At 73.3% G+C, this 25249-nt stretch carries 25 protein-coding genes and 3 pseudogenes; 22 read left to right on the top strand and 6 right to left on the bottom strand.

Features of this window, described 5'->3' with window-relative positions:
- The first annotated feature begins 1 nt into the window (after position 1).
- The 17 genes and pseudogenes from carA (at position 2) to FIV44_RS28390 (ending at position 18026) form a co-directional block, all read left to right on the top strand.
- Positions 2-1106, top strand: a pseudogene (carA, locus tag FIV44_RS28315) (glutamine-hydrolyzing carbamoyl-phosphate synthase small subunit).
- Positions 1106-4392, top strand: a pseudogene (carB, locus tag FIV44_RS28320) (carbamoyl-phosphate synthase large subunit). Before carA ends, carB begins: the two co-directional pseudogenes overlap by 1 nt.
- A gap of 61 nt (positions 4393-4453) precedes the next feature.
- Positions 4454-5518 carry a quinone-dependent dihydroorotate dehydrogenase gene (locus tag FIV44_RS28325; RefSeq protein WP_141007354.1) on the top strand — a complete coding sequence of 355 codons (1065 nt, stop codon included), beginning with the start codon at positions 4454-4456 and terminating at the stop codon, positions 5516-5518.
- Positions 5515-6672, top strand: coding sequence for an alpha-hydroxy-acid oxidizing protein (locus tag FIV44_RS28330; protein WP_141007355.1), 1158 nt, complete (start codon positions 5515-5517; stop codon positions 6670-6672). The genes FIV44_RS28325 and FIV44_RS28330 overlap by 4 nt, the downstream gene beginning before the upstream one ends.
- A complete protein-coding gene (gene pyrF / locus FIV44_RS28335; RefSeq protein ID WP_141007356.1) occupies positions 6669-7493 on the top strand; it encodes an orotidine-5'-phosphate decarboxylase in 825 nt (274 codons plus the stop codon). Before FIV44_RS28330 ends, pyrF begins: the two co-directional genes overlap by 4 nt.
- Positions 7494-7496: 3 nt before the next feature.
- Positions 7497-7964 (top strand): hypothetical protein, encoded by a 468-nt coding sequence (locus FIV44_RS28340; RefSeq protein WP_141007357.1) that lies wholly within the window; start codon positions 7497-7499, stop codon positions 7962-7964.
- 115 nt (positions 7965-8079) lie between these two features.
- On the top strand, positions 8080-8400 hold the full coding sequence (gene mihF / locus FIV44_RS28345; protein ID WP_141007358.1) for an integration host factor, actinobacterial type: 321 nt from the start codon (positions 8080-8082) through the stop codon (positions 8398-8400).
- A 7-nt stretch (positions 8401-8407) separates the two neighbouring features.
- Positions 8408-8974 (top strand): guanylate kinase, encoded by a 567-nt coding sequence (gene gmk / locus FIV44_RS28350; protein ID WP_141007359.1) that lies wholly within the window; start codon positions 8408-8410, stop codon positions 8972-8974.
- 8 nt (positions 8975-8982) lie between these two features.
- Positions 8983-9309, top strand: coding sequence for a DNA-directed RNA polymerase subunit omega (gene rpoZ, locus FIV44_RS28355; RefSeq protein WP_141007360.1), 327 nt, complete (start codon positions 8983-8985; stop codon positions 9307-9309).
- A gap of 10 nt (positions 9310-9319) precedes the next feature.
- Positions 9320-10567, top strand: coding sequence for a bifunctional phosphopantothenoylcysteine decarboxylase/phosphopantothenate--cysteine ligase CoaBC (gene coaBC / locus FIV44_RS28360; protein ID WP_246086673.1), 1248 nt, complete (start codon positions 9320-9322; stop codon positions 10565-10567).
- 93 nt (positions 10568-10660) lie between these two features.
- Complete coding sequence (gene metK / locus FIV44_RS28365; RefSeq protein WP_141007361.1) at positions 10661-11860, top strand: methionine adenosyltransferase; 1200 nt, start codon at positions 10661-10663, stop codon at positions 11858-11860.
- Between the two features lie 155 nt (positions 11861-12015).
- Entirely contained in the window at positions 12016-12738 is a 723-nt protein-coding gene (locus FIV44_RS32855) for a primosomal protein N' family DNA-binding protein (RefSeq protein ID WP_246086674.1), read from the top strand.
- Positions 12714-14144, top strand: a complete 1431-nt coding sequence (locus FIV44_RS28370; protein WP_246086675.1) for a hypothetical protein — start codon at positions 12714-12716, stop codon at positions 14142-14144. The genes FIV44_RS32855 and FIV44_RS28370 overlap by 25 nt, the downstream gene beginning before the upstream one ends.
- A gap of 31 nt (positions 14145-14175) precedes the next feature.
- Positions 14176-14598 (top strand): annotated as a pseudogene (gene def / locus FIV44_RS28375) (peptide deformylase); the annotation flags it as partial.
- A gap of 118 nt (positions 14599-14716) precedes the next feature.
- On the top strand, positions 14717-15643 hold the full coding sequence (fmt, locus tag FIV44_RS28380) for a methionyl-tRNA formyltransferase (protein WP_141007362.1): 927 nt from the start codon (positions 14717-14719) through the stop codon (positions 15641-15643).
- Between the two features lie 10 nt (positions 15644-15653).
- Positions 15654-16982, top strand: coding sequence for an RsmB/NOP family class I SAM-dependent RNA methyltransferase (locus tag FIV44_RS28385; RefSeq protein WP_141007363.1), 1329 nt, complete (start codon positions 15654-15656; stop codon positions 16980-16982).
- Between the two features lie 27 nt (positions 16983-17009).
- On the top strand, positions 17010-18026 hold the full coding sequence (locus tag FIV44_RS28390; protein ID WP_141007364.1) for an LLM class flavin-dependent oxidoreductase: 1017 nt from the start codon (positions 17010-17012) through the stop codon (positions 18024-18026).
- A gap of 12 nt (positions 18027-18038) precedes the next feature.
- Here FIV44_RS28390 and FIV44_RS28395 read toward each other — a convergent pair whose 3' ends face one another.
- Entirely contained in the window at positions 18039-18440 is a 402-nt protein-coding gene (locus FIV44_RS28395) for a DUF6326 family protein (RefSeq protein ID WP_246086676.1), read from the bottom strand.
- Positions 18441-18647: 207 nt separating this feature from the next.
- Here FIV44_RS28395 and FIV44_RS28400 point away from each other — a divergent pair, with 207 nt between their 5' ends.
- A complete protein-coding gene (locus FIV44_RS28400; protein ID WP_141007366.1) occupies positions 18648-19787 on the top strand; it encodes a sensor histidine kinase in 1140 nt (379 codons plus the stop codon).
- Positions 19784-20440: a response regulator gene (locus FIV44_RS28405; RefSeq protein WP_141007367.1), complete on the top strand. Its 657-nt coding sequence runs from the start codon at positions 19784-19786 to the stop codon at positions 20438-20440. The genes FIV44_RS28400 and FIV44_RS28405 overlap by 4 nt, the downstream gene beginning before the upstream one ends.
- A 118-nt stretch (positions 20441-20558) precedes the next feature.
- Here FIV44_RS28405 and FIV44_RS28410 read toward each other — a convergent pair whose 3' ends face one another.
- Complete coding sequence (locus tag FIV44_RS28410; protein ID WP_141007368.1) at positions 20559-20945, bottom strand: MerR family transcriptional regulator; 387 nt, start codon at positions 20943-20945, stop codon at positions 20559-20561.
- A gap of 70 nt (positions 20946-21015) precedes the next feature.
- Here FIV44_RS28410 and FIV44_RS28415 point away from each other — a divergent pair, with 70 nt between their 5' ends.
- Together FIV44_RS28415 and FIV44_RS28420 are read left to right on the top strand one after the other, a co-directional pair.
- Complete coding sequence (locus tag FIV44_RS28415) at positions 21016-22191, top strand: MFS transporter (protein WP_141007369.1); 1176 nt, start codon at positions 21016-21018, stop codon at positions 22189-22191.
- A complete protein-coding gene (locus tag FIV44_RS28420) occupies positions 22167-22601 on the top strand; it encodes a lipoprotein LpqH (RefSeq protein ID WP_141007370.1) in 435 nt (144 codons plus the stop codon). The genes FIV44_RS28415 and FIV44_RS28420 overlap by 25 nt, the downstream gene beginning before the upstream one ends.
- Before the next feature lie 13 nt (positions 22602-22614).
- Here FIV44_RS28420 and FIV44_RS28425 read toward each other — a convergent pair whose 3' ends face one another.
- Genes FIV44_RS28425 through FIV44_RS32865 form a run of 4 tightly spaced genes read right to left on the bottom strand, consistent with a single transcriptional unit; the run spans position 22615 to position 24529 of the window.
- On the bottom strand, positions 22615-23238 hold the full coding sequence (locus FIV44_RS28425) for a hypothetical protein (RefSeq protein ID WP_141007371.1): 624 nt from the start codon (positions 23236-23238) through the stop codon (positions 22615-22617).
- The gene (locus tag FIV44_RS28430; protein ID WP_246086677.1) at positions 23235-23753 is read right to left on the bottom strand and encodes a SigE family RNA polymerase sigma factor; all 519 of its coding nucleotides are present in this window, start codon (positions 23751-23753) and stop codon (positions 23235-23237) included. Before FIV44_RS28430 ends, FIV44_RS28425 begins: the two co-directional genes overlap by 4 nt.
- A 48-nt stretch (positions 23754-23801) precedes the next feature.
- Positions 23802-24125, bottom strand: coding sequence for an AAA family ATPase (locus tag FIV44_RS32860; RefSeq protein ID WP_246086678.1), 324 nt, complete (start codon positions 24123-24125; stop codon positions 23802-23804).
- Entirely contained in the window at positions 24122-24529 is a 408-nt protein-coding gene (locus FIV44_RS32865; RefSeq protein WP_246086679.1) for an AAA family ATPase, read from the bottom strand. Before FIV44_RS32865 ends, FIV44_RS32860 begins: the two co-directional genes overlap by 4 nt.
- Positions 24530-24683: 154 nt before the next feature.
- On the opposite strand from FIV44_RS32865, the gene FIV44_RS28440 reads away from it, so the two are divergent.
- Entirely contained in the window at positions 24684-25229 is a 546-nt protein-coding gene (locus FIV44_RS28440) for an NUDIX domain-containing protein (RefSeq protein WP_141007372.1), read from the top strand.
- Positions 25230-25249: the final 20 nt, after the last annotated feature.

The following is a 25249-nucleotide window of genomic DNA, read 5'->3' on the forward strand; positions in this document are numbered from 1 at the left end:
ACTGCTCGTCCTCGAGGACGGCCGCACGTTCCGCGGCGAGGCCTACGGAGCCGAGGGCGAGACCTTCGGCGAGGCCGTCTTCAACACCGGCATGACCGGCTACCAGGAGACGCTCACCGACCCGTCGTACCACCGCCAGGTCGTCGTCATGACGGCTCCCCACATCGGCAACACCGGCGTCAACGACGAGGATCCGGAGTCGAGGCGGATCTGGGTCGCCGGGTACGTCGTGCGCGAGCCCGCCCGGATCCCGAGCAACTGGCGCTCGCGCCGCTCGCTCGACGACGAGCTGCGCGCGCAGGGCGTCGTCGGCATCTCCGGCATCGACACCCGTGCGCTGACCCGCCACCTGCGCGAGCGCGGCGCCATGCGCGTGGGCATCTCCACGGTCGAGACCGACCCGGAGGCGCTGCTGGCGAAGGTGCAGGCGTCCGCCGAGATGGCCGGCGCCAACCTGTCCGAGGCGGTCTCCACCGACGCCACCTATGTCGTGCAGGCGCAGGGGGAGCGGCGGTTCACCGTCGCCGCCCTCGACCTCGGCATCAAGGACATGACCCCTACCGGATGTCCGAGCGGGGCATCGAGGTCCACGTGCTGCCCGCCACCGCGAGCATCGAGGACGTCCTGGCCGTCGAGCCCGACGGCCTGTTCTTCTCCAACGGCCCCGGCGACCCGGCCGCGACCACCGGCCAGGTCGAGCTGCTGCAGCAGGCGCTGGAGCGGGGCCTGCCGTACTTCGGCATCTGCTTCGGCAACCAGCTGTTCGGCCGCGCGCTCGGGTTCGGCACCTACAAGCTGAAGTACGGCCACCGCGGCATCAACCAGCCGGTGATGGACCTGACCACCCGCAAGGTCGAGGTCACCGCCCACAACCACGGGTTCGCGGTCGACGCCCCGCGCGACACCCCACCGAGACGCCGTACGGCGTCGCGAGCGTGAGCCACGTCTGCCTCAACGACGACGTGGTGGAGGGCCTGGAGCTCCGCGACGCCGACGGGAGGCTCAAGAGCTTCTCCGTCCAGTACCACCCCGAGGCCGCCGCCGGTCCCCACGACGCGGCCTACCTGTTCGACCGATTCGTGAGCCTGCTCGAGGAGACCGCCTGATGCCGAAGCGTGAAGACATCAAGTCGGTCCTGGTCATCGGCTCCGGGCCGATCGTCATCGGCCAGGCCTGCGAGTTCGACTACTCGGGCACCCAGGCCTGCCGGGTGCTCAAGGAGGAGGGCCTGCGGGTCATCCTGATCAACTCCAACCCGGCGACGATCATGACCGACCCGGAGTTCGCCGACGCGACGTACGTCGAGCCGATCACGCCCGAGTTCGTCGAGAAGGTCATCGCCAAGGAGCGCCCCGACGCGATCCTGCCGACCCTCGGCGGCCAGACCGCGCTCAACGCGGCGATCGCGGCCCACGAGAGCGGCGTCCTGGAGAAGTACGACGTCGAGATGATCGGCGCCAGCTTCGAGGCGATCCACCGCGGCGAGAACCGCGAGCTGTTCAACGCGATCGTCGAGAAGGTCGGCGGCGAGGTCGCCCGCAGCTTCGTGTGCCACTCGATGGACGACGTCGAGAAGGCCGCCGCCGAGCTGGGCTTCCCGATCGTGGTCCGCCCGTCGTTCACGATGGGCGGGCTCGGCTCCGGCATCGCGTACGACGAGGAGGACATGCACCGCATCGCGGGCGCCGGCCTCTCCGCCAGCCCCACCACCGAGGTGCTGATCGAGGAGTCGATCATCGGGTGGAAGGAGTACGAGCTGGAGGTGATGCGCGACAAGGCCGACAACGTCGTCATCATCTGCTCCATCGAGAACTTCGACCCGATGGGCGTCCACACCGGCGACTCGATCACCGTCGCGCCGGCGATGACGCTGACCGACCGGGAGTACCAGCACCTGCGCGATCTCGCCATCGGCATCATCCGCGAGGTCGGCGTCGACACCGGCGGCTGCAACATCCAGTACGCCGTGAACCCGCCGACGGCCGGGTGATCGTGATCGAGATGAACCCTCGCGTCTCGCGCTCGTCCGCGCTGGCGAGCAAGGCGACCGGCTTCCCGATCGCCAAGATCGCCGCGAAGGTCGCGGTCGGCTACACCCTCGACGAGATTCCCAACGACATCACCCAGGAGACCCCGGCCTCCTTCGAGCCGACGCTGGACTACGTGGTGGTCAAGGTGCCGCGGTTCGCGTTCGAGAAGTTCCCGACCGCCGACCCGACGTTGACCACCCACATGAAGTCGGTCGGCGAGGCGATGGCGATCGGCCGCAGCTTCACCGAGGCCCTCAACAAGGCGCTGCGCTCGCTCGAGAACAAGCACGCGCCCTTCGACTGGGCCTCGCCGGTGGGGGACAAGGCGGCGCTGCTCGAGGCCGTCAAGGTGCCGCACGACGGCCGGCTGCAGAAGGTGATGCAGGCGATCCGGGCGGGCGCCACCCAGGAGGAGGTCCACGACGCCACGAGGATCGACCCGTGGTTCGTCGACCAGCTGTTCCTGATCGACGAGATCGCGCAGCAGGTCGCCGCCACCGAGAGTCTCGACGCCGGCGCGCTGCGGCTGGCCAAGCGGCACGGCTTCTCCGACGCCCAGATCGCCGGCATCCGTGGCCTGCGGGAGTCCGAGGTCCGGATCGCCCGGCAGACCGCCGGCGTGCGCCCGGTGTTCAAGACCGTCGACACCTGCGCGGCGGAGTTCGCCGCCCAGACGCCGTACTACTACTCGTCCTACGACGAGGAGACCGAGGTCCAGCCGCGGGCCGAGGGCAAGCAGGCCGTGATCATCCTCGGCTCCGGCCCGAACCGGATCGGGCAGGGCATCGAGTTCGACTACTCCTGCGTGCACGCCAGTCTCGCGCTGACCGAGGCCGGCTACGAGACGATCATGGTCAACTGCAACCCCGAGACGGTCTCGACCGACTACGACACCTCCGACCGGCTCTACTTCGAGCCGCTCACGCTGGAGGACGTGCTCGAGATCTACGAGGCCGAGCGCGCGGCCGGCCCGATCGCCGGCGTGATCGCGACCCTCGGCGGCCAGACCCCGCTCGGCCTCGCCCAGGGCCTGCAGGACGCGGGCGTGCCGATCGTCGGCACCAGTCCCGAGGCGATCGACCTCGCCGAGGAGCGCGGCGCCTTCGGCCGGGTCCTCGCTGACGCCGGCCTGGTCGCGCCCAAGCACGGCACCGCGGTGTCGTACGACGAGGCGCGGGCGATCGCGCACACCATCGGGTACCCCGTGCTCGTGCGGCCGTCGTACGTCCTCGGCGGGCGCGGCATGCAGATCGTCTACAGCGACCAGGCGCTCGAGTCCTATATCGAGGCCGCGACCGAGATCAGCCCCGACCGGCCGGTGCTGGTCGACCGGTTCATCGACGACGCGGTGGAGATCGACGTCGACGCCCTGTACGACGGCACCGACCTGTTCCTCGGCGGCGTGATGGAGCACATCGAGGAGGCCGGCATCCACTCCGGCGACTCGTCCTGCGCGCTGCCGCCGATCACCCTCGGCGACGCCGAGATCACCCGGATCCGTGAGGCCACCACGGCCATCGCGAAGGGAGTGGGGGTGCGCGGCCTGATCAACATCCAGTTCGCGCTCGGCGCCGACGTGCTCTACGTGATCGAGGCCAACCCGCGCGCGTCGCGGACGGTCCCGTTCGTCTCCAAGGCGACCGGCACCCAGCTGGCCAAGGCCGCCGCCCGGCTGATGCTGGGCGAGTCGATCGCCGAGCTGCGCGCGGCCGGCGTGCTGCCGGCCGAGGGCGACGGCGGCACGCTCCCCGCCGACGCGCCGATCGCGGTCAAGGAGGCGGTGCTGCCGTTCAACCGGTTCCGTACCAAGGAGGGCCAGTTCGTCGACACCGTCCTCGGGCCGGAGATGAAGTCGACCGGCGAGGTGATGGGCTTCGACGCCGACTTCGGCACGGCGTTCAGCAAGTCGCAGGCCGCGGCGTACGGCTCGCTGCCGACCGAGGGCAGGGTCTTCATCTCGATCGCCAACCGCGACAAGCGGACGATGATCTTCCCGGCCCGGGTCCTCGCGGACTACGGCTTCGAGATCCTCGCGACCCAGGGCACCGCCGAGGTGCTGCGGCGCAACGGGATCCAGGCGACCGTCGTCCGCAAGCACTTCGAGGGCGCCGGGCCGCACGGGGAGAAGACCACCGTGCAGATGATCCTCGACGGCGAGATCGACCTGATCGTCAACACCCCGCACGGCTCGACGGGCGGTGGCGACTCCCGGGTCGACGGCTACGAGATCCGCTCCGCGGCGGTGCTGACCGGCACGCCGTGCATCACCACCGTGCAGGGCCTGGCCGCGGCGGTGCAGGGCATCGCGGCGATCCGGTCCGGCACCGTCGGCGTCCGCTCCCTGCAGGAGTGGAACGCATGAACACCCCACAAAGTTCTTCTCCTCCGCTTCGCTCCCCCGAACAACTTTGCGGGGACCCCGTATGAGCCTCTACGACAGGGTCTTCGACCACGTCCTGGTCCGGATGGACGCGGAGCGGGCCCATCACCTGACGTACGACGCCCTGCGCGCCGGCGGGCCGGTGCTCTCCCGTCTGCCCGTCACCGGCGGTGCGCCGGTGCGCGCGATGGGACTCACCTTCCCCAACCGGCTCGGGCTGGCGCCGGGCTTCGACAAGAACGCCCGGGTCTACGACCGGATGGGCGCCTTCGGGTTCGGTCACGTCGAGATCGGCACCGTCACGGCGCTGGCCCAGCCCGGCAACCCGCGGCCGCGGCTGTTCCGGCTGCCCGAGGACCGGGCGATCGTCAACCGGATGGGCTTCAACAACGACGGCGCGCCCGCCGTCGCCGCCCGCCTCGGTCGCAAGCACGCGCAGAACCGTCGGGGACGAGGCGACCGCAACCACCAAACCCAACCCCGTTTGATCCTTGGCATAAACATCGGCAAGTCCAAGGTCGTGCCGGACGACGACCAGGCGGCGGTCGAGGCGGACTACGAGACCTCCGCCCGGCTGCTCGCCCCGCACGCCGACTACCTCGTGGTCAACGTGAGCTCGCCCAACACCCCCGGCCTGCGCAACCTCCAGGCGGTGGAGAGGCTGGCGCCGCTGCTGCGGCAGGTGCGTCGTACCGCCGACGAGGTCACGGTCGCGACCGTCCCGCTGCTGGTGAAGATCGCGCCCGACCTCTCCGACGACGACGTGCTCGCCGTCGCCGACATGGCGCTCGACCTCGGCCTGGCCGGGATCATCGCCACCAACACCACCATCTCCCGCGAGGGCCTGCGCACCCCAGCGGCGAAGGTCACGGAGATCGGCGCGGGCGGGCTGTCCGGCGCCCCGCTCACCGAGCGCTCCACGGAGGTGCTCCGGCTGCTCCGGGGCCGGGTCGGCCCGGACCTCACCCTGATCGGCGTCGGCGGCATCAGCACGCCCGAGCAGGCCTGCGAGCGGGTCGCCGCCGGAGCCGACCTGGTGCAGGCCTACAGCGGGCTGATCTACGGTGGCCCGATGTGGCCGCGCCAGATCCTCCAGGGGTTGTCATGAGCTTCGGGGACTACCAGATCGAGCTCTACCTCGGCGCCCTCGGCGGAGTGCTCCCCGCACACCCGTTCGACTACGCCGAGCTCGAGCGCAACGCCCTCGCCGCGCTGCCGCCGGAGCTGCGCACGTACGTCGCCGGGGGCGCCGGCGACGAGGCGACCCAGCGGGCCAATGTGGCGGCGTTCGAGCGGTACGCGCTGATCCCGCGGATGCTGCGCGCCTCCGCCGAGCGCGACCTCTCGGTCGAGCTGTTCGGCCGGACGCTGGCGAGCCCGCTGCTGCTGGCGCCGATCGGCGTGGTCGGCCTCTGCACGCCCGACCAGCACGGCGACGTCCATGCCGCCGAGGTGGCCGCCGCGACCGGCGTACCCCTCATCGGATCGACGCTGATGAGCGACCCGCTCGAGGACGTGGCCGCGGCGGCGGGAGACGCCGGGAAGTGGTTCCAGCTCTACACGCCCAAGAGCCGCGACCTGGCCGCGAGCCTGGTGCGGCGCGCCGAGGCGGCCGGCTACGAGGCGATCGTGATCACCCTCGACACGTGGGTGCCCGGGTGGCGACCGCGCGACCTGGCCAGCGGCAACTTCCCGCAGCTGCGCGGCAAGGCACTGGCCAACTACACCTCCGACCCGGTCTTCCAGGAGATGACCGGGCCGGACCCCGACCCCGGCACCGTCGTGATGACCTGGGTCGGCACCTTCGGCCACCCGGTGACCTGGGAGGACCTGCCCTGGCTGCGGTCCCTGACCGAGCTGCCGATCGTGCTCAAGGGCATCTGCCATCCCGACGACGCGCGCCGTGCGCTCGACGAGGGCGCCGACGGCATCTACTGCTCCAACCACGGCGGCCGGCAGGCCAACGGCGGGGGAGCGGCGCTCGACTGGCTGCCCGATGTCGTGACCGCGGTCGACGGCCGCGCCCCGGTCGTCTTCGACTCCGGCGTGCGCACCGGCGCCGACGTCGTCAAGGCGCTCGCCCTCGGCGCGGACGCCGTCGCGATCGGCCGCCCCTACGCCTACGCCCTCGCCCTAGGCGGCGTCCCCGGCGCGGTCCACCAGGTCCGCGCGCTGCAGGCCGAGGCCGACCTGGTCATGGCCGTCGACGGCTATCCCACCCGCGCCGACCTCGGCCCCGACGCACTGCGGAGGCTCCCATGACGTTCGGCGCCCGTGTCTTCTCGGCGATCGCGGACCGCGGTCCCTTCTGCGTCGGTATCGACCCGCACGGCGCGCTGCTGCGGGCCTGGGGGTACGACGACGACGTCGCCGGGCTGGAGCGGTTCGCGCTCGGCGCGGTCGAGGCGGTGGCGCCGTACTGCGGCGTCGTGAAGCCGCAGTCCGCCTTCTACGAGCGCTTCGGCAGCCGTGGGGTGGCCGTGCTGGAGCGGGTGATCGCCTCGTCGCGGGAGGCGGGCGCGCTGGTCCTGCTCGACGTCAAGCGCGGCGACATCGGCTCCACCTCGCAGGCCTACGCGGACGCGTACCTCGACCCCGCGTCCCCGCTCGCCTGCGACGCCGTCACTGTCAGCCCCTATCTCGGCTTCGGCTCGCTCACGCCCTTCGTCGACACCGCCCGCAAGCACGACGCCGGCCTGTTCGTGCTGGTCGCTACCTCCAACAAGGAGGGCCCCGAGGTGCAGGAGGCCGTCGCCGGCGGCCGCAGCGTCTCCGGCACCATGCTCGACCACCTGCGCCGGCTCAACGCCGACGCCGTCCCGCTCGGCTCCTTCGGCGCCGTCGTCGGCGCGACCCTCGAGGACGACCGGGGCCTGGACCTCGCGTTCAACGGCCCGATCCTCGCCCCCGGGTACGGCGAGCAGGGCGGCACCACCGCCGACCTCCGCCGGATCTTCGGGGCCGGCGCCGGCAACGTGCTGGCGAGCTCCTCCCGCGGCGTCCTGCGGCTGGGCCCCGACCCGGTGGCGATGCGCGACGCGGTGCGGCGGGCCAACGACGAGCTGCGCGGCCTCCAGGGCTGAGGCGTGGTCCGGCGCAACCTCCCGCTGCTGGTGGGCCTGGTCGCCGCGGTGCTGGTCATCGGGCTCGTCGTGCTGTGGGAGACCCGCGACGACGACCCGTTCGCCGGGTACTGCGACGCCGTCGCCGACCACCGCGAGGACATCGGCGCCGCGCTCTCCGCCGGCCCGCAGACCGGCCTGCTCCGGGCGCTGCCGAGCTTCGAGGAGCTCGCCGACGAGGCGCCCGACGACATCCGCGCCGACTGGACGCTGGTGATCGAGCGGATCACCGCGCTGAAGGACGCCCTCGACGCCGCGGACGTCGACCCGTCGGCGTACGACGTCGAGAGCCCGCCCGCCGACGTGCCCGAGGACGACCGGAAGGCGATCGAGACCGCCGCGGTCCGGCTCGGCTCCCAGGAGACCAGGACCGCGCTCGCCCACGTCGATCAGCAGGCCCGTGACGTCTGCAAGACGCCGCTGAGCCTGTAGCGGCCAGCGGGGCCGCATTGCCGAGCCCGCGTTGCCGAGGTCGAACGCCTGTGGCTAGATTGACCGGCGGCGGCATCTCCGCCCGCTCCGACGCTGACCGAAGGACTCCTCACCCGTGGCCCTGCCTCCTCTGACCCCCGAACAGCGCCAGGCCGCCCTCGAGAAGGCAGCGGCGGCCCGCCGGGAGCGAGCGGAGGTCAAGAACCGGCTCAAGAACTCCGGCGCATCCATCAGCGAGGTGCTCCAGCAGGGCCAGGTCAACGAGGTCATCGGGAAGATGAAGGTGCTCGACCTCCTGCAGTCGGTGCCCGGTCTCGGCAAGGTGCGCGCGCGCCAGGTCATGGAGCGCCTCGGCATCGCCGAGTCGCGCCGGGTCCGCGGGCTCGGCGCCAAGCAGGTCGCCGCGCTCGAGCGCGAGTTCCCCGCCGAGGCATGACGGCGCCGTGAGCGCGAGGCTCTTCGTCCTCGCCGGACCCACCGCGGTCGGCAAGGGCACGGTGGCCGCTGCCGTCCGCGAGCAGCACCCCGAGATCTACCTGTCGGTGTCCGCCACGACCCGCCCGCCGCGCCCCGGCGAGGTCGACGGTGTTCACTACCACTTCGTCTCCGCCGAGGAGTTCGACCGGCTGGTCGCCGAGGGCCAGATGCTCGAGTGGGCCGTCGTCCACGGCGTGCACCGCTACGGCACCCCGCGCGGCCCCGTCGACCAGGCGCTCGCGGCCGACCGGCCCGCGCTGCTCGAGATCGACCTCCAAGGCGCCCGCCAGGTCCGGGAGTCGATGCCGGAGGCGGTCTTCGTCTTCCTCAAGCCCCCGTCGTGGGAGGAGCTGGTACGCCGGCTGGTCGGCCGCGGCACGGAGACCGAGGAGGAGCGGGAGCGCCGGCTCGCCACCGCCCGACACGAGCTGGCCGCCGAGGCGGAGTTCGACGTCACCATCGTGAACCGCGAAGTTCATGCTGCGGTCGAGGAGTTGGTATCGTTGATGGTTGATTCCGTCCACCATCAGTGAGGACCTCTGTGTCTGCCCCGAACATCGCCGCCGAGGGTGTCACCAACCCTCCCATCGACGACCTGCTGTCCAAGACCGACAGCAAGTACAAGCTGGTGCTCTACAGCGCCAAGCGCGCGCGGCAGATCAACGCCTACTACTCCCAACTCGGCGAGGGCCTGCTCGAGTACGTCGGTCCGCTCGTCGAGACCCACGTCCAGGAGAAGCCGCTCTCGATCGCGCTGCGCGAGATCAACGAGGACCTGCTGACCTGCGAGGACATCGACCCGGCCGAGCTCGCCGCCGAGCAGGCCGCTGCTGCCGTCGCCGAGGCCCCGGCCGCCGACGCCGAGTGATCTGACGCCCGTGTCGCGGCCCGAGTCCCGGCCCCGGGTGGTGCTCGGCGTCTCCGGCGGCATCGCGGCCTACAAGGCCTGCGAGCTGCTGCGGCGGCTCACCGAGTCCGGGCACGACGTGACCGTCGTCCCGACCGCGGCGGCGCTGGAGTTCGTCGGCGCGCCCACCTGGGCGGCGCTGTCGGGCAAGCCGGTGTCCGCCGAGGTGTGGGACGGCGTCCACGAGGTGCCGCACGTGCGCCTCGGGCAGACCGCCGACCTGGTCGTGGTCGCGCCGGCGACGGCCGACCTGCTGGCCAAGGCCGCCCACGGGCTCGCCGACGACCTGCTCACCAACACCCTGCTCACCGCGCGCTGCCCGGTCGTACTGGCCCCCGCCATGCACACCGAGATGTGGGAGCACCCGGCGACCACGGCCAACGTGGCCACGCTGCGGTCCCGAGGCGTGCTGGTGATCGAGCCCGCCGAGGGCCGGCTGACGGGCGCCGACACCGGCAAGGGCCGGCTGCCCGACCCCGCGGAGATCTTCGAGGTCGCCCGCGACGTGCTCGCCCGCTCCCGGGCCGGCGCGAGCGCGGCCGGGACGGTTCACGACCTCGCCGGTCGCCACGTCGTGGTCTCCGCCGGCGGCACCCGCGAGCGCCTCGACCCGGTCCGCTTCCTCGGCAACCGGTCGTCGGGCCGCCAGGGCTACGCCCTCGCCCGCGCCGCCGTCGCCCGCGGCGCCGAGGTGACCCTGATCGCCGCCAACGTCGACCTGCCCGACCCGGCCGGCGTCAAGGTGGTCCGGGTGGAGTCGACGGCCGACCTGCGCGACGCCGTCCTGTCCGCCACGGCCGGCGCCGACGCGGTCGTGATGGCCGCGGCTCCGGCCGACTTCCGCCCGACGGAGCTGTCGGACGTGAAGATCAAGAAGGCCGACGACGGGTCGGCCCCGTCGATCACGCTGCAACAGAATCCCGACATCCTCAAGGAGATCTCGACCCACCGGGCCCGCGCGGAGGCCGTGATCGTCGGGTTCGCCGCCGAGACCGGCGACGCCACCGGCAGCGTGCTCGACCTCGCCCGCGCCAAGCTCGCCCGGAAGGGCTGCGACCTGCTCGTCGTCAACGACGTGAGCGGGGGAGCGGTCTTCGGGAGCACCGACAACGAGGCGGTGATCCTGGGTGCCGACGGCTCCGTCGTCGACGTACCCCACGGCACGAAGTCGGCCCTGTCCCACCTCATCTGGGACCAGGTCGTCGCCAGACTTTCCTGAGACGTCCGGGCATCACCCCGGCGCATCCGTATCGTTGGACCACAGATCGTTGCACCACAGCACATCCGCCCCCTACCAGGAGTTCCCACCACCATGACCGGACGTCTGTTCACGTCGGAGTCGGTGACCGAGGGTCACCCGGACAAGATCGCCGACCAGATCAGCGACACCGTGCTCGACTACCTGATCGAGCACGACCCGAAGAGCCGGGTCGCTGTCGAGACCCTGCTCACCACCGGCCTGGTCGTCGTCGCCGGCGAGGTGACCACCGAGGCGTACGCCCCGGTCGCCCAGCTGGTGCGCGAGAAGATCCTGGAGATCGGCTACGACTCCTCCGAGAAGGGCTTCGACGGCAACTCCTGCGGAGTCCAGGTCGCGATCGGCGCCCAGTCGCCCGACATCGCGCAGGGCGTCGACACCGCCGAGGACGTCCGCCTCGGCGGCTCGTCCGACGAACTCGACCAGCAGGGCGCGGGCGACCAGGGCCTGATGTTCGGCTACGCCTGCGACGACACCCCGGAGCTCTTCCCGCTGCCGATCAAGATCGCGCAGACCCTCGCGGAGAAGCTCACCGAGGTCCGCAAGGACGGCACGCTGGCCTACCTCCGGCCCGACGGCAAGACCCAGGTCACCATCGAGTACGACGAGGACGACCGCGCGGTCCGGGTCGACACCGTCGTGCTGTCCACGCAGCACGCCGAGGACGTCACCCAGGAGCAGATCGCCGCCGACATCACCGCGAAGGTGATCGAGCCGGTCCTGGAGCAGTTCAAGACCAGCGTCCCGTTCGACGGCTACAAGCTGCACATCAACCCGACCGGCAAGTTCGTCGTCGGCGGCCCGATGGGCGACGCCGGCCTGACCGGCCGCAAGATCATCGTCGACACCTACGGCGGCATGGCCCGCCACGGCGGCGGCGCGTTCTCCGGCAAGGACCCGTCCAAGGTCGACCGCTCCGCCGCCTACGCCATGCGCTGGGTCGCCAAGAACATCGTCGCCGCGGGCCTGGCCCGCCGCGCCGAGGTCCAGGTCGCCTACGCCATCGGCGTCGCCAAGCCGGTCGGCGTCTTCGTCGAGACCTTCGGCACCGGCGTCGTGCCGGACGAGAGGATCCAGGAGGCCGTGCTCGAGGTCTTCGACCTCCGCCCCGCCGCGATCCTGCGCGACCTCGACCTGCGCCGCCCGATCTACGCCAAGACGGCCGCCTACGGCCACTTCGGCCGCGAGCTCCCCGAGTTCACCTGGGAGAAGGCCGACCGTGCCGAGGCCCTGAAGGCCGCCGTCGGCCTCTGATCCCACGCCGACCCGGCTCATCCTGACCCGGGTTCCGCGCCGACCCGGCGCATCCTTACCTCGAGCGAGGTGAGGATGCGCCGGGTCGAGGCGTTTTGGGGGTCAGTTTGCGCCGGGTCGGGGATGGGTCGGGGCGCGCTGGTAGAACTTCCGCCATGACCCCCACCCCCGACGAGCCGGCGCTGGAGCTGCCCGGCCTCGTCCGGGACCGGGCGGCGGAGGGGCGGGCCAAGGCGGCCGCCACCCGGGCCCGGAAGGTCGCCGAGGCCGAGGTCGCCGCGGTGGACCCGGTGGCGCGGGTCGTCCTCGACCTGCCGCTGGCCCACCTCGACCGGGTCTTCGACTATGCCGTGCCCGTGGCGATGGCCGACGGCGCCGTGCCCGGCACCCGGGTCAAGGTCCGCTTCGGCGGGCAGGACGTCGACGGCTTCGTCGTGGGCCGGGCCGCCGCCTCCGACCACGACGGCCGGCTGACGCCGCTGCGGCGGCTGGTGAGCGCCGAGCCGGTGCTCAGTCCCGCGGTGGCGACACTGTGCGAGCGGGTCGCGGCGCGGTACGCCGGCGTGAGCGCCGACGTCCGCCGGCTCGCCGTCCCGCCCCGGCACGCCACCACCGAGAAGGAGCCGACGCGTCCTGAGCCCCTCCTGGCGTACGACGCCGGCGACGCCGAGCGCGCCTGGGCCGCCTATCCCGCGGCGGCCCCCTTCCTCGGCCACCTGCGCAGCGGGCACCCGCCGCGCGCGGTCTGGTCCGCGGGACCGGGCGAGGACTGGCCCGCCCTCCTCGCCCACCTCGCCGCCACCGCCCTGGCCGCCGGGCGGGGACTGTGGTCTGCCTGCCCGACCACCGCGACGTGGCGCGCCTCGACGCCGCCCTGACCGACGTGCTGGGCGAGGGCCACCACGTCGCACTGCACGCCGACCGGTCCTCTGGGCCGAGCGAGTCTCTGGCGCAGGTCGGGCAGCAAGCTGCCGGCGACGCCTCCCGCCTCGCTGCCGGCCGGGGGTCCGGTCCCGCGGCCCGCTACCGCGAGTTCCTCGCCGTCAGCCGGGGGGAGCGGCGGATCGTGGTCGGCACCCGCTCCGCGGCCTTCGCGCCGGTCCGCGACCTCGGCCTCGTGGTGGTGTGGGACGACGGCGACGACCTGCACGCGGAGCCCCGGGCGCCGTACCCCCACGTCCGCGAGGTGTTGCTGCTGCGCGCCGAGCAGGAGCGGACGGCGGCCCTGGTGGGCGGCTTCGCGCGGACGGTCGAGGCGCAGCACCTGCTCCACACCGGCTGGGCGCGGGAGATCGCGCTGCCGCGCGCGACCGTGCGCGAGCGCGCGCTGATCGGCGTCAGCGGCGCCTCCGACGTCGCTCTCGACCGCGACCCCAGCGCGGGGGGCGCCCGGGTGCCGCGCGAGGCCCACGAGGCCCTGCGCTGGGGGCTGGAGCGCGGCCCGGTGCTGGTGCAGACGCCGCGATCGGGCTACGCCCTGCGGCTGGCCTGCGAGCGCTGCCGCACCCCGGCCCGCTGCCGCGCCTGCGCCGGCCCGCTGGAGCTGACGGGGCCCACGACGCCGCCGCGGTGTCGCTGGTGCGCGACCGAGGCGCCGGGTTGGGCGTGCGACGAGTGCGGCGGCACCGGCCTGCGCGCCCCGGTCGTCGGGGACGCCCGCACCGCCGACGAGCTCGGCCGCAGCTTCCCGAAGGTCCCGGTCGTGTCCTCCTCCGGCGACCAGGTCCGGGCGCGGGTCGGGCCCGAGCCGCGGATCGTGGTCGCCACCCCCGGCGCGGAGCCGGTCGCCGCGGAGGGGTACGCCGTCGTGGTGCTCCTCGACACCTGGTGGGCGCTCGGCCGCGACAGCATGCGCGCCCCGGAGGAGGCGCTGCGCCGGTGGTGCAATGCGGTCGGTCTGCTCGGGCCCGGCGGGCGCGCCCTCGCGGTGGGCGACCCGGCCGTCCCGGCGCTGCAGGCACTGGTGCGCTGGGACCCGGCCGGGTTCGCCGTACGCGAGGCCGAGGAGCGGCGCGAGGCCCGGCTGCCGCCCGCGGCCCGGCTCGCGACCGTGACCGGCCCCCCGGGCGCCCTCGACGACCTCCGGGCCCTGCTGGCGCTGCCCGACGCCGCCGAGGTGCTCGGCCCGGTTCCGACCCGCGACCCCGACGTCGAGCGCCTGGTGCTCCGCGTGCCCCGCGCCCAAGGGGTCGAGCTGGCCCGGGCGCTGGGGGAGGCGCAGCGACTGCGCTCGGCCCGCAAGCTGGAGCCGGTCCGGATCCAGGTCGACCCATGGGAACTGTGAGCCGCCGGGAGCCGCTCGATAGGGTGACGCGGTGGCGATCCGACCCATCCGACTCTTCGGCGACCCCGTCCTGCGCAAGCCCGCGATCGAGGTCGCCCACTTCGACGCCGAGCTGCGCCAGCTGGTCACCGACCTGACCGACACCATGCTCGACGCGCCCGGCGCCGGACTGGCCGCGCCGCAGATCGGGGTCGGCCTGCGCGTCTTCACCTGGTACGTCGAGGGCGAGGTCGGCCACCTCGTGAACCCGCGGCTCCGGCTGTCCGAGGAGACCCAGGACGGCCCCGAGGGCTGCCTGTCGCTGCCCGAGCTGACCTACGACTGCCTGCGCGCCCTCTCCGTGGTCGCCACCGGCTTCGACATGCACGGCGAGCCGGTGACGATCGAGGGCTCCGACCTGCTCGCGCGCGCCATCCAGCACGAGACCGACCACCTCGACGGCATCCTGTTCATCGACCGCCTCGACGACGCCTCCCGCAAGGCCGCGATGCGGGAGATCCGGGAGTCGGAGTGGTTCGGCCTCGAGAAGCCGACCGTCAAGGTGTCCCCCACGCGACGGGCGGGTTCGGCCGATGAGGGTCGTCTTCGCCGGCACCCCCGAGGTCGCCGTCCCCGCCCTGGACGCGGTCGCCGCCTCCGCCCACGAGCTGGTCGGCGTCGTCACCCGCCCCGACGCGCCCGCCGGTCGCGGACGGAGGCTGACGCCGAGCCCGGTCGCGCAGCGGGCCGAGGAGCTCGGCGTACCCGTCCTCAAGCCGACGCATCCGCGCGACCCCGACTTCCAGGACGCCCTGCGGGCGCTGGAGCCGGAGTGCTGCCCCGTGGTCGCGTACGGCGCGCTCATCCCGCGCAGCGCGCTCGACATCCCGCGCCACGGCTGGGTCAACCTGCACTTCTCGGTGCTGCCCGCCTGGCGCGGCGCGGCGCCGGTGCAGCACTCCATCTGGGGCGGCGACGAGTACACCGGCGCCACCACCTTCCGGATCGTCGAGGCGCTCGACGCCGGCCCGACCTTCGGTGTGATGACCGAGCGGATCCGGCCCACCGACACCGCGGGCGACCTGCTCGGCCGGCTGGCCGAGGGCGGCGCCGGCCTCCTGGTCGCGACCCTCGACGGCATCGCCGACGGCTCGCTCGAGGCCCGCGAGCAGCCCGCCGACGGGGTCAGCCTGGCGCCGAAGATCACCGTCGACGACGCCCGCGTCGACTGGAGCGAGCCCGCCGTGGGCGTCGACCGCCGGATCCGCGCCTGCACGCCCGGGCCCGGCGCGTGGACCACCCTCGACGACGAGCGGGTCAAGCTCGGCCGGGTCGAGATCGTCGCGTCCGGACCGTCCCTGGCGCCGGGTGCGATCCAGGTGGGCAAGAACGAGGTGCTCGTCGGCACCGCCACCGACGCGGTCCGGCTCACCGAGGTGAAGGCGTTCGGGAAGAGGCAGATGGCCGCGGCCGACTGGGCGCGCGGCGTACGGCTGCCCGCGACGGCGACCTTCCGGTGAGACCGCGCTGATGAGGAAGGGCGTCGACCCGGCTCGTCTCGCCGCCTTCGAGGTGCTCAAGGCGGTGCGGGTCGACGACGGCTACACCAACCTGCTGCTCCCGGCCGCGCTCGCGCGTCACGGCCTCACCGGGCGCGACGCGGCGTTCGCGACCGAGCTGGCGTCGGGCACCATCCGCCGGCAGGGGACCTACGACGCCGTGCTCGCCGCGTGCATCGACCGGCCGCTGCGCAAGGTCGAGGCGAAGGTCCACGACGCGCTGCGGCTGGGCGCGCACCAGCTGCTGGCCATGCGGGTCCCGACGCACGCGGCGATCGACACCACGGTCACCCTGGTCCGGCAGCAGGTCAACCAAGGCGCCGCGGGCTTCTGCAACGCCGTGCTGCGCAAGGTCGCCACCCAGGACCTCGACGCCTGGCTCGCGCAGGTCGCGCCCGGCGACCTCGCCGTCGCGCACAGCCACCCGGCGTGGGTGGTCGACCGGCTCCGGTCGGCGCTGGGCGGCCGGGCCGACGAGCTGCCCGACCTGCTCGCCGCCGACAACGACCCGCCCCGGGTCACCCTCGTCGCCCGGCCCGGACGGGCGACGCGCGAGGAGCTGCCCGGTACGCCGACGGCGTACTCGCCCTACGGCGTCGTCCTCGACGGCGGCGACCCCGCGTCGGTGCCGGCGATCGCCGAGGGACGCGCGGGCGTGCAGGACGAGGGGTCGCAGCTGGTCGCGCTCGCCCTGGTCGCCGCGCCGGTGAGCGGCCGCGACGAGCGCTGGGTGGACCTGTGCGCCGGACCGGGCGGCAAGGCGGCCCTGCTCGCCGCGTCGGCCGCGTCGCGTGGCGCCGCGGTGACCGGCGTCGAGCTGCACCACCACAGGGCCCGCCTGGTCGCGCGCGCCGCCGGGGCAGGCCCCGGGCTGGCCGGCGTGGTCCAGGCCGACGCGACCCAGGCGCCCATCGCCGACGGCAGTGCGGACCGGGTCCTGCTCGACGCGCCCTGCACCGGCCTGGGTGCGCTGCGCCGGCGGCCCGAGGCGCGCTGGCGTCGTACCGCCGCCGACCTCGGCGAGCTGGTCGCGCTGCAGCGTGCCCTGCTGGCCGAGGCGGTCCGGGTGCTGCGGCCCGGGGGAGCGCTGCTGTACGCCACCTGCTCGCCGGTGCTGGCCGAGACGGCCGAGGTCGTCGCCGCGACCCTCGACGCCCACCCGGGGCTGCGGCTGGACGACGCGCGGGCGCACCTGCCCGCCGTACCGGATGCCGACGGGCCGCTGCCCGGCACCGTCCAGCTCTGGCCGCACCGGCACGGCACCGACGCCATGTTCCTGGCTCTGCTCCGCAGGGAATGAACCGAGGTAGTTGACAGTTCAACCAGCATGAAGAAGATCGGGTTCCTCTCCTTCGGCCACTGGACGCCGAGCCCGCACTCGCAGGTGCGGACCGCCTCCGACGCCCTGCTGCAGTCGATCGACCTCGCGGTCGCGGCGGAGGAGCTGGGAGCGGACGGCGCGTACTTCCGGGTGCACCACTTCGCCCGGCAGCTCGCCAGCCCGTTCCCGCTGCTCGCGGCGGTCGGCGCGCGGACCAGCCGGATCGAGATCGGGACCGGCGTGATCGACATGCGCTACGAGAACCCGCTGTACTTCGTGGAGGACGCCGGCGCCGCGGACCTGATCGCCGGCGGCCGGCTCCAGCTCGGCATCTCCCGAGGGTCACCGGAGCAGGTCGTCGACGGCTGGCGCTACTTCGGGTACGCCCCGGCCGAGGGCGAGACCGAGGCGGACATGGCCCGGCGGCACACCGAGGTGCTGCTCGAGATGCTTCGCGGCGAGGGCTTCGCGCAACCGAGCCCGCGGCCGATGTTCGCCAACCCGCCCGGCCTGCTGCGGCTGGAGCCCCACTCCGAGGGCCTGCGTGAGCGGATCTGGTGGGGCGCCGCGTCCAACGGCACCGCCCGCTGGGCCGCTGGGCTCGGCATGAACCTGATGAGCTCGACGCTCAAGGAGGACGAGAGCGGCCAGCCCTTCCATGTGCAGCAGGCCGAGCAGATCCGGGAGTTCCGCTCGGCGTGGACGGAGGCCGGCCACGCCCACGAGCCGCGGGTGTCGGTCAGCCGCTCGATCTTCCCGCTCGTCTCGGACGAGGACCGGACGTACTTCGGCGGCCGCCCCGACGACGACCAGGTCGGGCAGATCGACAACATGCGCGCGATCTTCGGCCGCTCGTACGCCGCCGAGCCGGACCGGCTCGTCGAGCAGCTGCGCGGCGACGAGGCGATCGCCGAGGCCGACACGCTGCTGCTCACCGTGCCCAACCAGCTCGGCGTCGACTACAACGCGCACGTCCTCGAGTCGATCCTCAGGTACGTCGCGCCGGAGCTGGGCTGGCGCTGACGTCGTGGCACTTCACGTTGCCCCAGGTGTCGACGGTGCGGTGCGGGGCCAGCTCCAGGCGTACCGAATGATGAGGGCGAGAAGGATGACCTCCAGCACGATGCCCAGGCCGTAGAAGACCAGCCAGGACTCGCCCACCGCGTTGAAGGCCGTGACGGGGACGTAGAGCGTGGCCACGACGAGGTTCGCGGTGCGGCTCACTCCGGCGGGCAGCGTCGTCGACAGCACGACCATGAGGATCGGGATGGCCATGAGGGTCAGCGCTGCGGTCGAGAAGGTCTGGGAGAGGTCGAACTCGAAGACCCTGCCGTCGAGGATGTCCTCGATGACGCCGGGCGTGAAGAAGTTGAGGATGTCCACGTAGGCGTACAGGAACATGAAGCTCGTCCACGCCGCGGCGAGCTTGATCCTCACCGGGATCGGCTGGTCTTCCAGGGTGGTGGGTCGACGTGCTCTCATCATGGGCTCCGTTGTCGTGGTGCGGATCGGTAGGTCCACGATCGCCGGGCCCGGCGGCGGGCACACCGGTCCGGAGGCCGGAGCTCGCCTGGCCGATGGCATGGTCTCCCTCTCGTTCTTTCGGCGGGTACGCCGAGGCGTGCCGATCCCTAGGCTGGGGCCGTGGTCACTGTCCGGCGCTCCCTCTGGCACGAGCCGCGGCCTGTTGACGCCCCACCCGTCGCTCGTCTCGACCGGCTGCTGGTGGGCGGGTTCGCGGCCGCCGCCCTGGTCGAGGGCGTCGTTCGGCCGGACCTGGCCTGGCGACCCCTGGTGACGGTGCTCGCCCTGGCGCTGATGCCCGTCCTGCTCTGCCGGCGGGACCGCCCCCTGCTGGCCGCCCTGGTCGGCTGGGGCGTCGCCGGGCTGCTCTCGGTCCTCCAGCTGACCGCGCACACCGGGGAACTCGGCCTCTACTCCATGACGGCCGTCCTGGTCCTGCTCCACTCCCTGGTGCGGTGGGGCTCGGGACGGGAGATGGTCGTGGGGGCGGCGTTCGTGACAGTCGTCGTCGCGCTGGGGATGTACGCCTCCTCCGCGGGCTGGGCCGACGTCTTCGGCGGGAGCGTCCTCCTGCTGCTGTTCGTCGCCCTCGCGGCCGTGTTCCGCTACCGCGCGGACCTCTGGCATCGCCAACAGCGCGAGATCCGCAGTCAGGAGCGGGTGGCGCTGGCGCGCGAGCTGCACGACATCGTGGCCCACCACGTCTCGGCCATCGCGGTGCAGGCGCAGGCCGGTGGCGTGGTCGCCGGCGTCCAGCCCGAGAAGGCGGCCGAGGTCCTGGCCGCGATCGAGTCGGAGGCGTCGCGAACCCTGACGGAGATGAGATCCATGGTGCGGGTGCTGCGTGAGGAGGAGGCCGTCGCCTCCTCCCCGCAGCGGGGTGTCGCGGACCTGCCCGCTCTGGCGCGCGCCGACACGACGCCCACCGTCGAGGTCTCCCTGGACGGTTCGTTGACCCGGCTGGCGCGACCCGTGGACGCCGCGCTCTACCGGCTCGCGCAGGAGTCGCTGACCAACGCCGTACGGCACGCCCGGAGCGCGACTCGCGTCGCGATCGACGTACGCCGGGAGGGCGACGCCGTCAGGCTGCGCGTCAGCGACGACGGACGGACCGAGTCGGGGCCGGCCCCGGAGCCCGGGTTCGGCCTGCTCGGCATGGCCGAGCGAGCCCAGCTCCTCGGCGGATCGCTCTCCGCGGGGCCGGGGCCTGAGGGTGGCTGGGTGGTCGAGGCCGTGCTGCCGGTGGAGGCGCCGGCATGAGCATCCGCGTCGTCGTGGCAGATGACCAGGACCTGGTCCGGACCGGGCTGGTGATGATCCTCGGCGCCCAACCCGGCCTCGAGGTCGTGGGGGAGGCAGCGGACGGGCTCGCAGCGCTCGACCTCGCGACCCGGCTGCGTCCCGACGTCCTCCTCGTCGACATCCAGATGCCCGGGCTCGACGGCGTCGAGGTGACCAGACGCCTGGCCGGGCCGGACGTCGCGGACCCGATGGCGGTCGTCGTGATCACCACCTTCGACCTCGACGAGTACGTCCTCGGCGCCCTCCGCGCCGGCGCCCGCGGCTTCCTGCTCAAAGACGCCGGGCCGCAGCTCCTCGTGCAGGCCATCCACGCGGCGGCCGACGGGGACGCGCTGATCGCCCCCAACGTCACCCGCCGGCTGCTGGCGACCTTCGCCGACCAGGCGCCGGCGACACCGCTCCAGCCCATCGACCCGCTCACCGAGCGCGAGGAAGAGGTGCTCGCGCTGGTGGCGCGCGGCCGGACCAACGCCGAGATCGCCACCGAGCTCTTCGTCGGCCTGAGCACGGTCAAGACCCACGTCGCGTCGTTGATGACCAAGCTCGGCGCCCGCAACCGCGTCGAGATCGCGATGTGGGCCTACGACACCAGACGCGTGAGAGCCGACTAGCGGGGACAGATCGCCGCGAGGCTGGCGCTGAGTTGTGCGGTGCGTCATGCGGTTTGGTCCCAAACCGCATGATCGGGGCCAGAAAGGTCGCGGATTGGTCCCAAACCGCATCGGCTTCTTACGCGGGCCTGTGTATAACCGGCGCGCTGGATCCGGCACTGACCTGGGCCAGGAACCGACGGATCGTGTCGCGGCTGCGACTCAGGCAGGCGATCCGCCGCTCGAGGCCGACCAGCTCCTCGGCGAGCAGGGCGGCGACCTCGGCCGAGCAGGTGGGCTGCTCCAGGGCGCACGCCGCCTCGGCCTCGAGCAGCACCTTGACCAGGCGCGTGGGGACGCCGGCCTGCACCAGGCCGGCGACCCGGTCGATGCGCTCGACGTGGTCCTCGCCATAGGTCCGGTAGCCGTTGGGCATCCGGTCCGCGCTGAGCAGCCCCTGCTGCTCGTAGTAGCGGATCAGCCGGGGCGCGACCCCGGTCCGCTCGGCCAGCTCGCCGATCCTCATGTCTGCTGCCTCACATCCTCGTCGCCGAACCTTGACATTGACATCAGTGTGAGACTCTAGCGTCGAAGGCATGGCACTCACCACCTCGACCTCCGCTCCCGCACCCACCCCGGCCGACGGCGAGACGCTGCCCTGGCCGGTGCTGCTCGTCCTCGGCAGCGCCACCCTGGTCATGGTGACCGGCGAGATGCTCCCGACCGCGGTGCTCGGCCCGATGAGCCGCGGCCTCGCGGTGTCGGAGTCGGCGGCCGGACTGCTCGTCAGCGTGTGGGCGGCGGTGGTGGTCGTCGCGAGCCTGCCGCTGGTCCGGCTCACCCGCGGCCTCCCACGCCCGGCAGTGATCGCGGGCAGCCTGCTCGCCTTCGCGCTGGCCGCCGCGGGGACCGCCCTCGCCCCGTCGTACGCCGTCGTGCTGGTCGCCCGCACCCTGGGCGCCGCGGCGGTGGGGCTGCTCTGGTCGACGGTGAACGCGCACGTCGCGGACCTCGTCCCCGACCGGTTGTTGGGCCGGGCGACGTCGGTCGTGCTCGGCGGCGCGACCCTCGGCATGGTCCTGGGCACGCCGGTCGGGCGGCTGGTCGCCGACCTCGCCGGCTGGCGGGCGTCCTTCGGCGTGCTCGCCGTGGCGAGCGTGGTCGCGTCGGCGCTCGTGCTCCGCGTGGTGCCCGTCGCCGGCGCGGGGACGACGTCCGCGCCGAGTGCCCGTCCCGGAGGCGGCTCGCTGCGGCCGATGGTGGTCGTGACGGTGCTGGTCGCCCTCGTGCTGGTCGGCCACTACGGCGCCTACACCTTCATCACCCGGCTCGCCGGGCCGCCGGCGGCCGCGCTGCTCGTGTTCGGCCTGGCGTCCGCGGTCGGCGTGGTGGTCGCCGGCCGGGTCGAGCGCACGGTCGCGGGACTCGTCGCGACCACGGTCCTGACGGCGGCGGCCGTGCTGGCGGTCGGCAGCCACGGCAGCCTGCTGCTCGTCGCCGTGTGGGGGATGGCGTCCGGTGCCCTGCCGCCGCTCGCCCAGACGCTGATCCTGCGCCTCGGCGGTCCCGAGCACCGGGCGCTCGCCGGCGCGCTCATCCCCGTCCTGTTCAACGGCGGCATCGCGGTCGGCGCGGCGCTCGCGTCCGGCATCGTCGCGTCGTACGGCGTCGGCGGGCTCGGCGTCCCGGCGGCGGCACTGATCGCCCTGGCCGGCGTCGCCCTGATGGCGGTGCGTAGCCTGCCGGCATGGTCACCTCTCGGATCCCGCTGATCGTCCTCGCCTGCACCCTGACGGCGGGAGCATCCGCCTGCTCCCTGCTCGACTCCGCCGACGCCGACGCGGTCGTCGAGATCGGCGGGAAGCGCTACGACGGGAAGGCGGGCTACACCGCCATCACCTGCTCCCGGCAGGACGGCGTGATCGACCTGAAGTCCGGCGAGGACGGGCGTCCGGGCCTGCTCGGCAGCATCAGCGAGGATCCCGCCCAGCCGTCCACGCTGACCATGGTCGTCGACGACTTCCCCTACCAGGCCACCCACGGTCTCGGAGCGGGCTCCGACCTCGGCTCGATCACGGTCGCGTCCGACGGCGACGACTACACGCTCACCGGGACGGCGCTGGGGATGGGCAACAGCCAGCAGGCGGAGTACCGGATCGAGGTCCGCTGCGGCCGGCGCTGATCGCCGACGCGCGCTACGGACGCTCCCAGCGGGGCGCGAACGTGATCCCGGCGACGAAGGCGTCCAGGTCGGCGGGGGACAGGCCGTCCTCGCCGCCCTGGAGCGTGACGAAGTAGTTGCCGTGCACCGGGCTCGTCCACAGCGCCGAGCCCGCCTTGTCGGCGCTGCCCTGCCAGGCGTCGTAGTCCGACCGGGGCCGTACGACGACCGAGACGCCGAGCTCGCCCTGGGAGCACCAGGCCTTCTCGTCGACCACGAAGTACTCGCAGTCCCAGCCGGGCGCGTCGAGGACGACCGGGAGCGACGGGTCGTCGGAGGCGCCCGGCAGGAGGCCCTCGGCGTCCTCGGGCGCGGCGGTGACGGTGGCCGTGACCGTCGGCGTGGGGGTCGTGGCGACGGCGGAGTCGTGGGCCGTCGTACCGGATCCGGCGAGGGCGCCGGCGGCCACGGACACCGCGGCGACGACGGCGACCCCGGCGGTCGTACCGGCGGCGGTGCCGAGCCTGCGGCGCCGGCGCAGGCGGCGGCCGGCCGCGAGCGAGGCGGCGGCGAGGTGCTCGAGGTCGGGCCGCTCGTCGCGCAGGCGCTCGCGGAGCGCGGGCCCGGCGAGGGAGTCGAGGGTGTCGAGATCGGTCATCGGTGGGTCCTCTCGGAGATCGGGTCGATCAGGGGGCGCAACCGGAGCAGGGCGCGGCGGGCGCGGGTGCGCACGGCCGACTCGCTGATCCCGAGGTCGGCGGCGGTGTCGGCGACGCTGCGGTCCTCCCAGTAGCGGAGGACCACGACGGCGCGGTCGAGCGGTGGCAGGCCGGCCAGTGCGGCCAGCAGGTCGACGCGCAGCGCAGGATCGCCGTCCACGAGAGGCGGGCCGACATCGGCGTCGGCCAGGTCGGTGGGCCGCTCCCCGTTGCGCCGCAGCCGCCGGTGGGACAGGAACGTGTTGAGCAGCGTGGTGCGGGCGTACGCCACCGGGCTCTCCGCCGCCTGCACCCGCCGCCAGCGCGTGAACACCTTCGCGTACGTCGCCTGGGTGAGGTCCTCGGCGAGGTGGTGGTCGCCCGTCAGCAGCATCGCCGCCTGGTGGAGCTGGGTTCCGGTCGCCCGCACGAACGCGGTGAACTCCTCAGCCTGCCGGTCTGCCTTCACACCCACCTGACGCTCCGGGGAAGGGTGCGCGTGACAGCCGGTCCCATCGGAGCCTCAGTCCAGGACGTGGCGCAGGTAGCGCTGCGGGTCGTCGAGATAGCGGCGCCAGTGCTGGACGAGCTCCAGCTCCGCCCATGTCGTACGCCGCAGCCCCCACTCGCCGACCTCGAGGATCGTCGCACCCGGCATCGCCGCCAGCACCGGCGAGTGGGTCGCGCACAGCACCTGCCCGCCCTCGCGCACCACCCGGTCGAGCACCGAGATCAGCCCGAGCGAGGACGAGAACGACAGCGCCGCCTCCGGCTCGTCGAGGCAGTAGAGGCCGGGGGAGTCGAACCGGGTCCGGAGCACGTCGAGGAAGGACTCGCCGTGGCTCATCTCGTGGAACCGGCTGTCCGGGGGCGCGTTCGGGCCGCGCGGGTTCTGCTCCAGGTAGGTATACCAGCCGTGCATCGTCTCCGCGCGCAGGAAGAACCCCACCGCCCGGCACCGATGCCGCGCTGCAGCCGCAGCGCGCCGTGCAGCGGCGACTCCGACGACCGGGTCGCGTGCTGCCCCTGCGCCGAGCCGCCCTCCGGCGAGAGGCCGTAGGCGACCGCGATCGCCTCGACCAGGGTCGACTTCCCGGAGCCGTTCTCGCCGACGAGGAAGGTGACGCCCGCGGCGAGGTCCAGGCCCTCACGGACGACCTGCGCCACCGCGGGGATGGTCATCGGCCAGTCGTCGGGATCGAGCCGATCCTCGGCGCTCACGCGTACGACGGGAGGCTGGTCGAAGTCCACGCCCACACCGTAGTGCCGGCTCGCTAGTGGTCATCTCCGTTGATACGTCGGGGGCTCCGCTGGCGTCTTCCGAGCGTCGCCAACGCGGCGAGGTGCGTGTACTGGGTGCGCAGACCCTTGATGAATCAACGGAGATGACCACTAGGTTGGGCCGATGACGACGTGGCAGCGCCGCTCGACCCGGGTCGCCTACGAGAACCCGTGGATCCGGGTCCGCGAGGACGAGGTGACCCGCCCGGACGGCAGCGACGGGATCTACGGCGTCGTCGAGGTCCGCCAGCCGGCGGTGTTCGTCGTACCCCTGACCGAGGACGACGAGGTGGTCCTGGTCGAGATCGACCGCTACACCACGGGGGACCCGGCGTCGCTCGAGGTCCCCGCCGGCGGCACGGACGGCCAGGACCCGCTCGCCGCGGCGCGCCGCGAGCTGCGCGAGGAGACCGGGCTCGCGGCCGCCGAGTGGCAGGAGATCGGCCGGATGAACGCCCTCATCGGGGTCGCCGACGCGCCCCAGGTCGTCTACCTCGCGCGCGGGCTGACGTACGTCGGCGACGACGCCATGCTCGAGGACGGGATCGTCGCCGCCCACCGGGTGCCGCTCGACGAGCTGCTGGCGCGGGTGGCGCGCGGCGAGATCACCGACGGCGAGACGCTCGCCGCGCTCCTGCTGGCACTGGTCGCGCTGGGCCGCGTGCGCTGAGGACCGGCGGTCGGGCGTAG

This window comes from Nocardioides humi (assembly GCF_006494775.1).
Classification (GTDB): Bacteria; Actinomycetota; Actinomycetes; order Propionibacteriales; family Nocardioidaceae; genus Nocardioides; species Nocardioides humi.